The sequence below is a fragment of the bacterium genome, from assembly GCA_035549195.1.
GTDB lineage: Bacteria > Oederibacteriota > Muellerivitia > Muellerivitales > Muellerivitaceae > DASZRK01.
This window is the reverse complement of record DASZRK010000002.1, coordinates 160,955-177,250: the sequence shown is the minus strand read 5'-3', so window position 1 is coordinate 177,250 and position 16,296 is coordinate 160,955. Positions and strand designations below refer to the sequence as shown.

Sequence of the window (16,296 nt, the reverse complement as noted above, 5' to 3'; positions counted from 1 at the left end):
CCAGGGGCCTTCCGGGTCCCTTGGGTCATTCGGCGGCTTCCGTACTTCGACATTTCCCAAGCCGGGTCCACCACACTTTCTTGAAGGGATCCAAGGGCAGGACCCAAGGATCAAGGTCGCGAAACCCATGAACACCACCCACCCGACCCCGCCGGTAAGGCACGGCGAAGAGATCGAGATCGATGTCGCCTCGCTGGCCTTCGGCGGCGATTCGGTCGGCCGCTTCAAGGATTTCGCCGTCTTCATTCCCGGCGGCCTGCCGGGCGAGCGGGTCCGCCTCAAGATCGTGCAGGTGAAGGATCACTACGCGGTGGGGGAGATCCTCCAGGTCCTCCGGCATTCCCCCGACCGGGTCCAGCCGCCCTGTCCCATCTTCCAGGAGTGCGGCGGCTGCCAGTGGCAGCACTTCAGCTATCCGCGCCAGCTCCAGACCAAGCGTCAGTTCGTCGTGGATGCCTTCCAGCGCATCGGCAAGATGGGCGACGTCACGGTCCAACCCTGCCTGCCCTCGCCGTCGCCCTATGCCTACCGCAACAAAGCCATGCCGGTCCTTTCCATGCGGGACGGGCACTTCATCACGGGCATCTATGAACCCCGGTCCCATCACCTGGTCCCCTACACGACCTGCGCCATCCAGGCCGACGGCATCAACCAGTTCCTGCAAAAGGTCACCGCCAAGATCGATCAATCGGGCCTGACCCCTTACCAGGAGAAGAAGCATTCCGGCTTCCTCCGCCACCTGACCGTGCGGCAAGGGCAGAAGACGGGCGAGTTCCTGCTGGCCTTCGTGACCCGGACCGAGGATCCGGAGGAACGGGTGCAGAAGCCCACCCTCCTGCCCGAACCCCTGGAGGGCATCCTGCCCCGCCTGGCCCGCGAACTGATGGAGGAGACCCCGGGTCTGGTGGGCGTACTGCAGAACATCAACCCTTCCCGGACGAACATCGTCTTCGGGCCCACGACCCGGGTGCTGGCCGGGCGGGACCATTACTTCGAGGTCATCGACGACCTGAAGCTCAAGGTCTCGTTACGTTCCTTCCTACAGGTGAACACGGCCCAGGCCGACATCCTCCACACCGTGGTGCGGGAAGCCCTGGGCGCCCCCACGGGAAAGAAGCGCTGGGGGACGATCCTCGACCTTTATTCCGGCATCGGCACGCTGGCGATGGCGGTCTCGCCGTTGGCGGATTACGTGGTGGGGATCGAGGAGATCGGCCCCGCCGTCGAGGACGCCAAGGAGAACGCCAAGCTCAACCAGCGGGCCAACATCGATTTCCTCGAGGGGGACGTGGCCCCCATCCTTCTGGGCCTGCGGGAGAAGGGGATGAACCGCGTGGACGCGGTCCTGCTGGACCCGCCCCGAAAGGGGGTCTTGCCCGAGGTGCTGGCGCGGGTGACCTCGCTCCATCCGGAGCGGATCGTCTATGTGTCCTGCGACCCTTCCACCCTGGCCCGGGACCTGGCGCTCCTTTCCAAGCACGGCTACCTGGTCGATTGGGCCCAACCGCTCGACATGTTCCCCCAGACCTACCACACCGAAACGGTGGTGCGGTTGACCCGGGAGAAGCCCGTCCTGCCGGAGACGCCGGAGGAGGCCGCGCTGGCCGGGGAGACCCCCTTCCGCGTCGCCGCGCCGATCGCGCCCCCCAAACCCCAGGACGTCTCGGATAATTTCCGTTATTTCAAGGACCGCACCGCCGGGCTCATGGTGGCGGTGGGGCAGCAGTTCGGAGCGGCCTTCGGCCTGGCCTGGTCCCTCGTTTCGTTCCTGGGACGTTCGGCGGCCCAGGGAGCGGTAGGGGCCGGCCGGGGTCTGGGACGGGCCCTCCGGGCCGGCAGCGACGCCACCCGAAAGACCCGCGAAGTGGTGGGCCAGGTGGGGGCGGAAACGGCGACCCAATTGGGCAAGGCGGCCCGTGATGGAGTGGAAGCCGGCCAAAAGACCTTCCAATGGATGGAGCAGGCCATCGCCCGGACCCGGGACCAGTCCCAGGGTCCCGCCACGGACGAGGGGAACCGCCCGGCCTCGAAGGCCGCCCAATTCCTGCAGGCCATCGAGGAGGAAGTGCTGACCGAAAGGGTCGAATCGGTCATCGAGGAGGAGACCCAGGCCTTCGTGGTCGAAGCGGAGGAAGAAAGATCCTTCGTGCCTGCCGAACCGCCGGCCCCCGTCATGAAGACCCAATGGTCCGAGGCGACGGTACAGGAAGCCCCAAGCCCGGTCCAGGAAGAGGTTGTTCAGGAGCCCCTGGAAGCGCCGACGCCGGAGGTGGTCCAGCGTTCGATCCCCCCCGAAAGGGAACCGGAAGAAGCGCCGGTGGTCCTGGAACAACTCCAGGCTCCCCCGGAGCCCGAACCCGTCCTTGCCGTGGCACCGGCCCCTGTCCAGCCGCCCATCCCGGCCGAAGTCCCTGTCCAGGAATTAACTCCGTCGGTCCCGGCGGAGGAAGTCCCGTCGGCCCGGCCCTCGGCGCCCCCGCCCCCCGTCCCACTGCCGCTTTCTCCCTCGCGCAAGGCCCTTTTCCGCGACCTTCGTTGGGCGGTGATCCTGGCCATCCTCGTTGGCGGGGGCTATTGGGCCGCGGCCACCTTCTCGCCCGATGCCAAGAGGCTCGGGGTGCTGATCCCCCTGGAGACCCAGCTGGTCCCGGATGTCATCGCCGTCATGCCCGCCCGCGACTACAAACGCTACGAGATGGTCCCCGTCGAGGTGAAGATCAGCGACCAGGAAAAGGAGGCCTTCAGCGAGATGCAGGCCTCGGTCCAGGTGACCCGGAACGGGGAACCGGTCACCTGGGTCCAGGACAGGACCGTCATGCCCCTCAAGAAGGACAACGACCAGCGCCGGTTCCATGGGAATTGGCCCATTCCCTTCAACCCCATCCCCGGCACCTATGTAGCGGAGGTGACCGTCCATAGCCCCCGCTGGAAGTCGCCCAAGGTCTTCCAGTCGGCCTTCACCATCTCGCCCTTGAAGCCCTCGGGCCTCTATCCCGGCTACGCCGCCCTCACCATGGAGGGCGGGAAACAGCTGGTGGGCGGGGCGGTCCCGGCCCTGGATGGGAGCGATTCCCTGCGGGCGGCCAACGCCGTCGAATGGGCCAAGTTCATGGGGGCCAACATCTATTGCTACCTGATGGGCCAGACCTCGATCTGGGACCACATGATCGCGCGGGATTTCCCCTTCAGCCGCGGCGACATGGAAGTGGGGAAGAAATACGCCAAGCTCTGCCACCAGGCGGGGCTCAAGTTCGCCGGTTACATGACCACCTTCAAGGTGGTGGGCGATGCCTGGGCCCAGGCGCCCTACCAATTCTCGCTCGGCTATGACCGCGAGACCGGGGAAGTGGCCCCCACCCGGTTCATCTCCCTCCAGGATGAGCACCGGCACCATGATGTCGTCCAATTCCTCCAGGAACTGGACCAGGACCCGGACATCGACATGATCGGCCTGGACTATGTCCGCACCGGCGATGCAGGCTATGAGTTGGTGGACGAGTTCGTGAACGACCTGGACGTCCCCGTGCCGAACGAGTTCGCCAAGATGTCCCGGGACGAGCGCATCCATTGGCTGGCGGAAACGGTGGAATCGGGGAAGAAGCACAAGATCGGCAAGGAAGTGAACACGCTCTTCCAATGGTGGCGGGCCCATAAGGTGGCCCTGACCCTCAAAGGCATCCTGGAGGAAGCCAAGGTCTCCAAACCCGTCTTCACCTTCACCCTGGGATGGGAAATGGGGCACCAGCACGGACAGGACCCGGCCATGTACGTGGACGCGGGCGTGAACTTCAACCAGATCATGCTCTATGAGGGGGACCGGAACACCCTCAAGTCCATGAAGACCCAATGGCCCCAGTACCTGGCCCGGTGCAACGGGGAATACGCCCCGGGCGAGATGGTGGATTTCAACTGGGTGCAGAAATCCCTCGACCCCCCGGGGCCCGAGGAACTCTACGACCGGGAGGTGGGGGTCTTCCAGGATTGGTTCACGGTCAACTCCTCGCTCGGGATGTTCTGGCACGACCTTTACCGTATCGTCTATGGGGTGCGGGGACCCTACAGCTCCATGGAGTGGGCGGTGGCGGGGGGCAAGGCCTTCTCGACGATGCAGCGGATGGAGGGGCTGGTGCCCATCGACATGACCCTGGTGGCCCCCGAACGGGCGCCGGGCGGGGTGCCGATCCCCTTGAGCGTGGAGATCCGGAACCAATCCAACGAGGCCATCAAGGGCGTGGTCCTGCACCAGGTCGATACCAGCAAGAACTATTACACGGACCTGGCGACGGTGGGCCCTTTCGACCTTCCCTCCGGCCACATGGTGCGGGTCAAGAACCTCTTTGCGAACCTTCCCAAGACGGAGGACCCCGCCCGGGACGACCGTTACATGGCCGCGGTGTTGTTGGAAAAACCCGGACAAGCCATGCGGGTCTTCGACTTCGCCTACATGAAGAAAGTCCCCGCAGGCAAAACGGCGCCCTTCACGGATACCACCGACGGTGGGAAACCGGAATAACCCCACGATTGAAGGGGTCCTTTTTTCATGAAACCGGTTTCTCGAGCCTAAAACCGCTTTAGTCCTTCATCGCTCGGGACATGGTCCCCAAGGCAAAAAAGGGTTCCTGGTTCCGGACCCTTTTAGTAAAATACCCAGGCTTTTTTGCCGGTCCCTTGTTTCCTTAGAGCATTTATCCCAACCGGATCCCCCGAGGTGTTCATGCGGTCTTGGTGCCTGGCTTTTGGCTTTTTGCTGGCCGCGTCCGTCCTCTTCTTCCAAGGTTGCGGGGCCGTTTTCATCAATGAAGGTTCCAAGAACGCATCCCTGACGGAAGGCCTGTCCAACCCGGCGGCGAACCCGCCCAAGAAGGTCGCGGTCCCCCGGGAAGCCCGGGTCGTCAACGATTTCGAAAGCGGCGGAAAGGCGACCAATTCCAAGCTCTTCGGCGGCGGAGGCGGCATGTGGCTGGCCATCACCTTCGGCGGCAACACCCTCAACGCGGACCTAGGCGCGGCGGGCGGGGCCAATGGCACCCCCAAGGCGGCCCATATCTACGGCAACCTGACGGACCATGGGGACAAGGTCTATCCGGATTTCGAGATCCAAGGGAAGTTCAAGGACAGCGGCTTCTACGATGCCAGCAATTTCACCGGCATCCAGTTCTATTACAAATGTCCCGCCACCGACCAGGCCCTCAAGCGGCGCTTCAAGGTGGGCACCGCCGTGACCCTTCCGCCGGACCAGGGTGGGACCTGTAGTTCAGGCTGTTATGACAACTTCGGGGCGGACCTGTCCGTTTCCCCCGATTGGACCAAGAAAGCCTACGCCTTCACCGACCTGAAGCGGGAAGGATGGGGCGCTCCCGTGACTCCGCCGGACATGTCGGACCACTTGAAGGAGTTCATCAACCTGACCTGGGCGCACAGCGCCAACAATGCCGCCGGGACCTATGCGATCGATTACTGGGTGGATGAGGTGGAGTTTTACTGAGCCTTTCCCGTCGATCCGGACGGGTTCATTTTGGGTTGAGCCGGTCATCCTTAAATAGAGGACGTTCTTGGAACTTCGTTTGAAACAATTTTTGGCCCTTTTCCTCCTGGTTTCGGCCGGCGGGGCCTTGGGCTTCCGGGCCCTGGCGAATCCCTTCGACCAATTGACGCCCGACAACCCTCTTTATCAAAGGGTCAAGCACCTGGAGGATTACGGCCTCCTGGACCCCCAGGACCAGGCCAAGCTCGATCAGGGCAAGATCGTCAGCCGGTTGGAACTGGCCTTTTATACGGAGAAGGCCAAGGCCCGCCTGACGGCCCCCGAATTGCTCCAACCCACGCCGACCTTCACGCCCCAGCCCATCCCGACCCCCATGCCGATCGCCATTCCGACGCCGATCCCCACCCCGATGGCTCCTCCGGTGAACCCCTGGGTGCGGCAGGAGATCGACAACCTATTGAAGGAACTCAAGCAGGAGTCGGAGCTCTTGCGGACCCATTTGAGCCTCTACGACAACCGCCTGGCCGAGTGGCAGAAGGAAATGGAAAAGCTCAATACCGTCCAGGACGACGTGAACGCGACCTGGAAGAAGGCCAACAAGAGCAGCGGCATCCCCAACTTCAGCACCAAGACCCGCTTCCGCTTCGAGAACCTGACCATGTCGGGGATCACGGTGGTGAACGCCATCCGGACCGCCAATTCCATCGACCTGGGTATGTGGAGTGATTTCGGGGGGAAGGGAGCCATTTCCTTAGGGTTGACCGGTACCTTGACCGACGCCAACGCCAATTCCCAAGGTGCCAGCTTCGGCATCTATAACCCGGACGTGAGCTTCCAGTTCGACGGCCCCTTGGGCCGTTGGGACACCCATTTCATGGCGGAAGGCTATCCGGGCGCCGGGACCCTGGGGGATTTCACCCGGGGCATCGGACCCACCTCCTTGAAGCGCTACGTAAACCCCGTGGACATCAAGCATTTCTCCGACGACAAGGACCAGAAGACCTGGGACGATTACGTGAGCAACATCTCGGCGGTGCCGCCCTCTTCGGCCGCCGGGGCCATCGTTTCCAGCTTCGACCCGGTCTTCTCGGGGATCTATGGCATCGGGTCCAACTTGCCCTGGTTGGGCCAGGATGGGAACATGGTCCTGATGTTCGGGCGCATGGGGACCCAGAACACCCAAGGGAACCGTTTCGAGCAGGCCGCCAAGCTCTCCAAAAACTTTGGGACGGTCCAGGCCGCCTTGTCCACGGAGTGGATCAACGACGACTTCGGCGTCAACCAGGTCCCTCAACTCGATCTGAAGACCTATCAGGCCAGCCTGGGGTTTGACCTCAAGCCGGTGCGGATCGACGTGGAAGCCGGATTCTCCCACCTCTATTCCGGCATCGACAACGGCCAGCCGGCCAAGGCCGCCCTGGAAGCGCCCGCGGGACAGGTCCAGATCTCCTACTATCCCTTCAATCTCTTCTACACCGCCATCAGCGACAGCTTCGCCAATTTCAACAGCAAGGTGGCCATGGCCGGGGTCAACTTCAACCAATATGGGGTCTACGCGGGCCCGGGCTATACCTCCAGTTCCTTCGAGGACGCCTATGGCTTGGTGGGGGAAGTGGACAACCTGGTCAGTAACCGCTACGGCTGGCGCGCCAACCTGGGCTGGGACGGCCGCAAGCAGGATTGGATGAGGGGCTGGCCCAGCTTCCTCGACGATATCGTGGTCAATTTCGATTTCGCCCAGAAGACCGAATACCGGGCCGTTCAAAGCCCCACCAATGTGGGGACCGATTCCAACGGGGACCCGGTCTACAACAATTACAACTTCGTGGAAGCCTTCAACGTCCTCTCCCCCTATTACCAGGAGGACGAAGGTATCTGGGGACTGGACCTCTGGGGCGGCTATGCGGCCGCGCCCTGGTTGCCCGCCCGCCAGGCCTATGACAACAATATCGAGGCTCTCCGCAACGACGGCGACATCAGCTCCGGCCAGCAGACCCGCTACCAGTTCACCCTTTCTTCCGAGCGCATTCCTTTGATGATGCCGGTCACCACCGGCGGCGGGGCCATCGTGGTCAACGGGTCCGCCCCGGGGGTCGTGGCGGGCACCAACGCCTACACCATGTTGACCCACCTGAAGACCTACAGCTACATCACCCTGACCACTAAATACCAGTTCAACAAGATGTTCGGGATCGACCAGCCCCTCTACGGGTCGGTCTTCTTCACCGACAACCGGGTGTCGGGCAAGGCCCAGGACCCGTCCCAATCCGACATCTCCAACCTTTTCGAGCAGCAGGTCGTCGACTTCGGGGCCATGTACCAGTTGATCCGCAACGTCAACATCATGGGGGAATACGGCTGGGAGACCTGGAAATGCGCCTACACCTATCCCCTGGTGGACTACCGCACCGATGTGATCGGGGGCGGGTTCGCTTATGACATACCTTGGGGATCGGGCAAATTCGAATTGCGCTACAAGGATGTGACGTTCAAGGACGCCTATGTGCCCGCCAACAGCTATCACACCGGGCAATGGATCTCCGAATTCTACTTGTTGTTCTAAAAGATGGGTAAAGGGACGGTTTCCGTGAAGAAGAGAACGAACAAAATCCAAGGGGCGGTCCTCGCGATGGTCCTGGGTGCCTTTTCGGCCGCCCGGGCCGATCATGGGACCTTGTCCTCGAACGAGCGGTCCCCTTGGATCAACGACGCCCTGTCCCGCCTGGTGGAGGAAGGATGGGCCCCGTCGCCGACGAAACCGATCGCCCAATTGTCCAACCTGGAAGCGGCCGAGATGACCGCCCATACCGGGGAGATCCTGGTCGCCCAATTGCCCCCGCCGGGGGACGACCTGACCTTGCCACCGCCCATGGACCCCAACTTCGGACTTCCGGGGGCCCTTCCCCCGCCTCCGGCGGCCGCGGGCCTGCCGAGCTTCCCGTCCCCGGCCGCTTCCAAGAGCGCCGGCCAACTGGTGGAAGAATTCAAGAAGGAACTCAAGGCCATGGGGGCCGACCTGCCGAGAATCGAGGACCGGATCTTCGCCCTGGAGCACCGCAATGAATCCCTGGGGGCCCAGCAACAGGTCCTGCTGAAACGGACCGGGACCGAGGGGACCGGTTTTTCCCGGGGATATTTCAACAGCTACCGAGGTTTCGGGATCAACGCGCCCTACACCACCACCCAATACAACTACGACCTCTTCATGGACATGAGCCTGCACAGCATCCCGGTGCCCACCGTCCTCTTCGAGGCCACGATCCGGTTCTGGAGGACCCTGGGGATGTTCTACGCGGACCCCATTTCCCCCAAGACCGACCTACGCTGGCTATCCTTGAGCGATTACAACGAATACTTCACGGTGAACGCCGGAGACTTCTGGCAACACTATAGTCCCTTGGTCCTCTGGAACTACGACGTTCCCGTCTACACCCTGCTGGAACCTTCTTCCTTCTACCGCAACCGCAAGGACGTGGAGGAACTGGCCATGATGGACCATGGCCCCGACTTCCGGGTGCGGGGCTTCCGGGCCTCGACCGACCTCATGGGCTCCAACGATCCCTTCTTCTCCGACCTGAAGGCCGAGGCCATGGTGAGCCCCATCAAGAACGCCACCGAGTTCAGCTTCGGGGACTACATGGCCGGGTCCCAGATCGCCCTGGTCCTGCTGGACAAGAACGTGGAGCTCAAAGGGGATGGCCTGCTCATCTGGGACGACCCGGGCACGATCAACGATTCCAACAACCTCTACACCCCCGACTTCCCCCTGACCTTCCCGAAGCAGTACCACGTGGGGAGCCTCTCGGCCAAAGTGAAGGTCCCCTTCGACGCCGACGTGAACGTGACCGGGGAAGGGGAGTACGGGTCCAGCCGCTATGTGGACGACGCCAATAATCCCGACCGGGCCTTCCAGGATTGGGCCTATTGGATGAGCGGTTCCCTGAACATCGCCGGGTTCCACCTGAGCGCCAAGTACATGGACATCGGTCCCTACTTCTATTCACCCGGTGCCCAGACCAACCGATTCTCCTTTGGGAACCCGCCCACGGGCTACTTCAGCAACGATAACTTCCAGGAGGAAGAGGCCCTGATCGGATACCTGAACCGCTATCCGGTCTCGGCCGCCGGCCGGCCGGTCTTCGCCACTTATGACCGCCTCAACGAGAACGCCCTCCCCTATGGGGACGCGACCCCGAACCGACAGGGCCTGATCCTGGGGTTCGACGCCGACATCGAGGCCTGGCTCCATCCCCGGGCCAAGCTCATGACCGGGTTCAAAGAGACCACGGCCAATTATGTCCTCAATGGCGCGGGCACCGGCGGTGTGGCCGTCGATACCCTGGATTCGGTCGGGGCCGAACGCACCTTTGAGGGTTGGGAAGGCGCCATGACGGTGGAACTGGCGAAACCTTTGGAATTGAAGGGGAAAACCTATCAGCTGGGTTTCGACTACAAGGACGAGACCACCACCCTCTTCGGTTCCTCCAAGTTCGACGTGACGACCCTTATCGCCTCCGCCGACTTCACCGTGCCTTTCGCGGGGTTCGATTCGGTGGTGCTATCCACGGCCTTTGTCCAGACCCAAGCCGCGGGGAGCGAATACACCCTTGCCGGCGCGGGAAACCCGCCGACCTTGGCCAATTATTCCTTCTACCTGGACACGGGCTCCCTGGGTCAATACAGCTACACGCCCCTCAACCTGACCCGCACCACCCTGGCCTTCGGTTTCCTTTACCCCCTGTCCAAGACCATCAACTTCCGGGGCGACCTTTTCATCAACGAGTATTCCTGGAAAGACGTCCCCAGCTACGACCGCACCGACCAGATCATGAGGTTCACCTATGAAGCCCACTTCTAAGCCCTTCCTGATCCCGGTCTTGGGACTGCTCCTGCTCGCGGGCGCCGGGGCCCAGGTTTCCGCGACGGAACGCGCCGGTCTTTTCTCCCTGGTGCCGCAAGGGGACCCGGCCTACACCCGCTTGAAGGCCCTGGAGAGTGATGGACTCCTGGCCCCAGGTGATTCGAAAGGGCCCCTGACCCGTTTCGAGATGGCCGAGCGCATCTTCAAGGCCGAGACCAAGTTCAAGGAAGTCGTCGTCGCCCAGGCCGACATGGACCTGCCCCCCCCCCCGCCGGACGCCGGCGCCCCCCTGCCTCCGGGCGATAACGCCGCCAATACGGCCAACACCGGGAACGCCTCCGATTCGCTTTCGCCGGCCGAGTCGCTCCCCCTTTGGAAGGACCCGAAAAAGGTGGAGGAGGCCGAGAAAAACCTCCAGAACCTCCAAGAGGCCTATGACTTCGAGCTGAAACTGGTCCGGGACCAGAAGGACGACCTGGACGCCAAGCTATCCAAGGCGGAAGCCGACCAATTCGACCTTTGGCGGAGCGTGCGGGGGATCACCGAATATCCGAGCGTCTCGATCCACGGTGTGGGCCGGGCCATGGGGATCGGCCAGCAATATTTCGGGACCTACACCAACAGCTTTTTCGACAATACGGGTAACCGCCAAGCCTTCGGCTACCTGGACCTGGAGCCCACCGGGAGCGTGTCCAAGGAACTACGTTGGAAGGGGATCATCCGTTTGGGGTCCTCCTTCCTGCCCAAGACCTCCTCGCCGAGCCTTTTCAATGCCTTGGGTGCCTCCGAATCCCCCGAGATCGGTTCCAGTTCCACCTTCTATAACGATTTCCTGCAATTGCGTTGGGTGGAGGCAAAATTCAATCCGGAATACATGTCGGTGTCCCTCGGCGATTTTTACGAAGCCTACAGCCCTTTCACCCTCTGGGGCCGGGACAGCGAGGACCTCTTCTACAAGCCCGAGCCCATGGCCCGTTGGGAATCCATCGCCAAATACGAGACCTTCATGGACCGGCAGCCCGAGCTTCCCTTCCGGGGTCTGAGGATCGGGACCGCGCTGGGCTGGCCTGATTCAAAAGTGCTGGAATCGGCGAGCGCCTCCGGCTTCGTCCACATGATCCGGCAGGGTTTCAACGACGGCGGCGGCGGATGGTACATGGGGTCCAACATCTTCACCGACCTCATCCTGGCCGGGAAGGGGACGATCAAATCGAAGAAATGGTACGCTGGTGGAATGTCCTGGCAGGTAAGCGCGGATGCCTACGGCATCATCCTGGACGAACCCCTGGACTCGACCCAACCGGGTTCCCCTTACGGCCAATTCAACACCGCCACTTGGGCCCATCAATACATGATCGGGAGCGTGGCCCCGACCCTGCGGGTCGGTGTGGGGGATGATGTTTATTTGGGCGCCCAATACGAAGGGGCCTTCGCCAGCTTCCAGGACGACAAGCGGAACACCGATAGCACCATCAGCGACTATGCCATGAGCTTCGGCCCCTTCTTCCAGTTCGGCGATTCCAAGGTCTCCCTGACCTACCTGAACGTCGGTCCGAACTACTATTCCCCCCTGGCCCAGACCCGCGATGTGGCGCCGGGCAATACCCTCCTCGTGGGTCCGGAAAGCCTCAATTTCCAGCCCATGTCCCAATTCTTCTTGAGTTCGGTCCCGCGGGCGGGGGCCATCTTCGGCTATTACGACCGGACCCTGGACAACGTGTTCCCCTATGGTTTGGCCACTCCCAACCGGGAAGGGTTCGGGGGCGAGATCGACATCAAGACCCTTGAGAAGAAAAGCCTCAGGATCCGGGCGGCCGCCTACTTCCTGGACGAGATCAGTGGTAACTTTGTGGTCAACAGCGGAGGAACGGGCTATACGGGCTTGGATACCACCGCTGGCGGGGAGGTCCCCAAGCGGAACTTCGTCTATTTCAACCTGGGTCCTTCCATCGACATCGGGCCCGGCGCCGGGCTTTCCACGCCTTTCGTGATCGGGACCAACGTTCGTTTCGAGGAGACCAGCAGCGTCGCCGGGACCCTGGACAGCCTCTGGGTGCTGGGAGGCGTCGAGGCGGGGCTCTTCCCGGGTTGGCAGGTCGGCGGTTCCTTCGGCACCCGCAGCTTCTCGGGCTCCGAAATGGGGATCGGGGGCGTTCCGACCGCGCGGGCCACCTACCTGTTCGACAACACCGACCTGGGCCAATACTCGGTTTTCACGGTGAACGGCTATGACAACCAGCTTATCCTCTCCACGACCCTGGAGACCGGGCGCAACACCAAGGTCCACTTCGACTACAGCTTCGATTGGACCAATGAACTTCCTTATGACGGACCCATTTCGGGAACGCTGAACAATGAATTCATGGAGCTGACCTATGAAACCGAATTTTAAGGTCCTTCTGCCGATCCTGGCTTTCGGAGGGCTCCTGGCCTTCTGGGGATGCCAGACCCAGATCGCGCCCCTGACCGCCTATACGGCCCCCAACTCGGCGCCCAATTACACGCGGGTCTGTAATTTCGAGACGGCCGTCGTGGGCGCTTCCAGCGATTCGACCAATTCCAGCCTCTTTGAGGTGGGGGTGCCGGGAAATACCGTCCAGACCGCCGGTTCCTGGGCCATCATCAACAACTTCCCGGCCAATGAGAACGCCAACATGTTCATCGCTGCCGGCGGGGCCGCGGGCACGCCCCAGGCCGCCCATATCTCTGGCGCTGTTACCGACCTGGGGGATGGCACCTATCCTTCCATCGGGTTCGAGGGTTACCTGGATACGGCCTCGGGAGCCCCTCATAACGCCTACAACATGAGCTTTTTCACCGGGGTCAAGTTCTACGTGAACTTCATGCCGTCCGACACCACCCCGTCCCGCTTCTTCTATATCCCCACCACCCAGGAAGCCAAGCCGCCCCAGGGCGACTGCACGGCCGCCACGGGTTGCTACAACTATTTCGGCTATACCTTTCCCGCAGGTTCCAGCAACGGCTGGAAACAATACAGTTTCCAGTTCGATAAGGACCTGGTCACCAGCTATGGGGTGAAACCGGTGCCCAACAGCCTCACCGGGGTCAATCTCACCCAGGTTTTGGGGCTTTTGTGGCAGGTCGGCCGCCAGAACGTGGCGGGGGTCTCCAACGTGGACTTCTATGTGGACGAGGTATACTTCTACTGATCGGTAACTCGGGGAGCCCCAGGGCCCCTATACATCGTAAAGAGCCGGGAGATCGCCAATGAAAAAAGTCATCGTTCTGATGTTCATGCTGGGAGCCGTGGTCCTCAATGGGATCTGGTTCCTGCAGGGGTGCACGGGCAAGATCCCGCCCCTGTCGGCCTTAGTGGCCACCTCCACCCCCACCTTGGGCCCCCATGTCGTGGCCAACTTCGACAACGGGAATGCTACCGTGAACAATAACCTGATCCGCTCCTCCAGCCCGAACTTCAACTGGCTGCCGGGTTCCATCTCCAACGTGGTCGTGTCCGGCGGCGCCAATGGCACGGCCTTCGCGGCCAACGTCTTCGTGGCTCCCACGGCCCTTTCCGGTTACTCACCTTACGAACTGGAAGCCAACCCGAACACCTCCGGGAACTACAACCTCAGCGGGACCGCTTACGGCACCGCCACCAACGGGATCCAGTTCTACTGGAAGACGGGCCCCAGCGATAACATGCCGGCCCGGTGGTTCATCGTGCCCGCTCCCGAGCAGATCCCGCCCCCGGTGGGCAATTGTGCGGGCGGCGGCGGCGGTTGTTATGACACCTATAAAAAAGCCCTCTCCGCCACCGGGAATACCTGGACCCTGGTTTCCTTCACCTGGAGCGCCTTCGCCCAGGCCGGATGGGGCGATCCCAAGATCGGCCCCTTGTCGGGGACTTGCGGCATCGCGCCTTGCACGGGTTCGCCCAACATCAGCCGCATCCTCTACTTCCAATGGGAAGAGGACCCGAACAACGTGGCGGGGACCTACGGCTGCGATTTTTACGTGGACGAGGTCCAGCTCTTCTGAGCTGAAACCGACGGCAATCCTAGAAAAGCCCGCCTGAAGGCGGGCTTTTTCGTTTTGGGGGCCGGGCGCTCAACTTCTTTTTGCCTAGTTCCTCCCCTATACTACGGCCCCACATTCCTCACGGGAGCCCGCTTTGTCGCTGTCCCACATCCGCAATTTCTGCATCATCGCCCATATCGACCACGGTAAAAGCACCCTGGCCGACCGCCTGCTCGAATTCACCGGTGCCATCCCGCCCCGGGAGATGCGCGCCCAGCTCATGGACCAGATGGACCTGGAGCGGGAGCGGGGCATCACCATCAAGGCCAAGGCGGTCCGGTTCTTCTACAAGGCCAAGGACGGCCAAAAGTACGAGATGAACCTCATCGATACCCCGGGCCACGTGGACTTCAACTACGAGGTCTCCCGCAGCCTCAAGGCCTGCGAAGGGGCGCTTCTTTTGATCGACGCCTCCCAGGGCGTGGAGGCCCAGACGCTCGCCAACGCCTATCTGGCCTTCGACCAGAAACTGGCCATCGTGCCCGTCATCAACAAGATCGACCTGCCCGCCGCCGACGTGGAACGTTGCAAGAAACAGATGGAGGAATCCCTCGCCATCCCGGGTGAGGAGGCCATCTCGGCTTCCGCCAAGGAAGGGATCGGCATCGAGGACATCCTGGAAGCGGTCGTGAAGCGGGTTCCTCCGCCCACCGGGGAGCCGGACGAACCCTTGAAGGGCCTCATCTTCGATTCCATGTACGACATCTACCGGGGCGTCATCGTCTTCATCCGGCTCCTGAACGGCAGGATCGGCAAGAACACCCGGATGAAGCTCATGTCCACCGGCAAGGTCTTCGAGGTGGAGGAGGTCGGCGTTTTCAAGCCCAAGATGGAGAAGACCGAGGGCCTGCTGGCGGGCGAGGTCGGGTACGTGGCCGCCAACATCAAGGAAGTGCGCGACGCCAAGGTGGGGGACACGGTCACCGAAGAGGGCCGGCCCACGGCCGAGGCCATGCCGGGCTTCAAGGACGTGCTGCCCATGGTCTTCTGCGGCCTCTATCCGGTGATCTCGGATGATTACGAGGACCTGAAGGAGGCCTTGGCCAAGCTGAAACTCTCCGACGCCGCTCTTTCCTACGAGCCCGAGACTTCCCTGGCCCTCTCCTTCGGCTTCCGCTGCGGGTTCCTCGGGCTTCTCCACATGGAGATCGTGCAGGAACGCCTGGAACGCGAATACAATCTCAACCTCATCGCCACCGCCCCCAGCGTGGTCTACAAGGTGAAGAAGACCAATGGGGAGACCTTCACCGTGGACAATCCTTCCAAACTGCCCAACCCCTCCGAGATCGAGGAGATCGAAGAGCCCTATATCGATGCCAAGATCATCGTGCCCGCCGACTATATCGGGGCGGTCATGACCCTTTGCCAGGAACGGCGGGGCGTGCACAAGGACACCCACTTCCTGGACACCTCCCGGGCCCTCATCACCTATGAGCTCCCCTTGGCCGAGGTGGTCATGGACTTCTTCGACAAGCTCAAGAGCTGCACCAAGGGCTACGCCTCGCTCGATTACGAGCCCATCGGCACCAAGGTGGGCGAGGTGGTGAAGGTGGACATCCTCCTGAACGGCGAACCCGTGGACGCCCTTTCCTTCATGGTGCACCGGGACAAGGCGGAGATCCGGGGACGGGGCATCGCCGAAAAGCTCAAGGAGATCATCCCCCAACAGCTCTTCGAGGTGCCCATCCAGGCGGCCATCGGGGGCAAGATCATAGCCCGCGAGACGGTCCGGGCGCGTCGAAAGGACGTGCTCGCCAAGTGCTATGGCGGGGACATCAGCCGCAAGCGCAAGCTTTTGGAGAAGCAAAAAGAGGGCAAGAAGCGCATGAAGAACATCGGGAGCGTCGAAATACCGCAGGAAGCCTTCATGGCGGTGCTGAAGGTCGAGGAATAAAGGCCGATCGGGAGA

8 protein-coding genes are annotated in these 16,296 nt (G+C 62.1%); all 8 read left to right on the top strand.

The genetic code is table 11. The features are described from left to right. The first annotated feature begins 127 nt into the window (after positions 1-127). A complete protein-coding gene (gene rlmD / locus VHE12_00800; protein HVZ79317.1) occupies positions 128-4,513 on the top strand; it encodes a 23S rRNA (uracil(1939)-C(5))-methyltransferase RlmD in 4,386 nt (1,461 codons plus the stop codon). A 201-nt stretch (positions 4,514-4,714) separates the two neighbouring features. Then, complete coding sequence (locus VHE12_00795) at positions 4,715-5,485, top strand: hypothetical protein (protein ID HVZ79316.1); 771 nt, start codon at positions 4,715-4,717, stop codon at positions 5,483-5,485. Between the two features lie 67 nt (positions 5,486-5,552). Then, positions 5,553-8,048 (top strand): hypothetical protein, encoded by a 2,496-nt coding sequence (locus VHE12_00790; GenBank protein ID HVZ79315.1) that lies wholly within the window; start codon positions 5,553-5,555, stop codon positions 8,046-8,048. A 24-nt stretch (positions 8,049-8,072) separates the two neighbouring features. Next, positions 8,073-10,343, top strand: coding sequence for a hypothetical protein (locus tag VHE12_00785; protein HVZ79314.1), 2,271 nt, complete (start codon positions 8,073-8,075; stop codon positions 10,341-10,343). Next, on the top strand, positions 10,327-12,738 hold the full coding sequence (locus tag VHE12_00780) for a hypothetical protein (GenBank protein ID HVZ79313.1): 2,412 nt from the start codon (positions 10,327-10,329) through the stop codon (positions 12,736-12,738). The genes VHE12_00785 and VHE12_00780 overlap by 17 nt, the downstream gene beginning before the upstream one ends. Beyond that, on the top strand, positions 12,722-13,516 hold the full coding sequence (locus tag VHE12_00775; GenBank protein ID HVZ79312.1) for a hypothetical protein: 795 nt from the start codon (positions 12,722-12,724) through the stop codon (positions 13,514-13,516). Before VHE12_00780 ends, VHE12_00775 begins: the two co-directional genes overlap by 17 nt. Positions 13,517-13,574: 58 nt before the next feature. Continuing rightward, the gene (locus VHE12_00770) at positions 13,575-14,348 is read left to right on the top strand and encodes a hypothetical protein (protein ID HVZ79311.1); all 774 of its coding nucleotides are present in this window, start codon (positions 13,575-13,577) and stop codon (positions 14,346-14,348) included. Between the two features lie 133 nt (positions 14,349-14,481). After that, on the top strand, positions 14,482-16,281 hold the full coding sequence (gene lepA / locus VHE12_00765; GenBank protein HVZ79310.1) for a translation elongation factor 4: 1,800 nt from the start codon (positions 14,482-14,484) through the stop codon (positions 16,279-16,281). Positions 16,282-16,296: the final 15 nt, after the last annotated feature.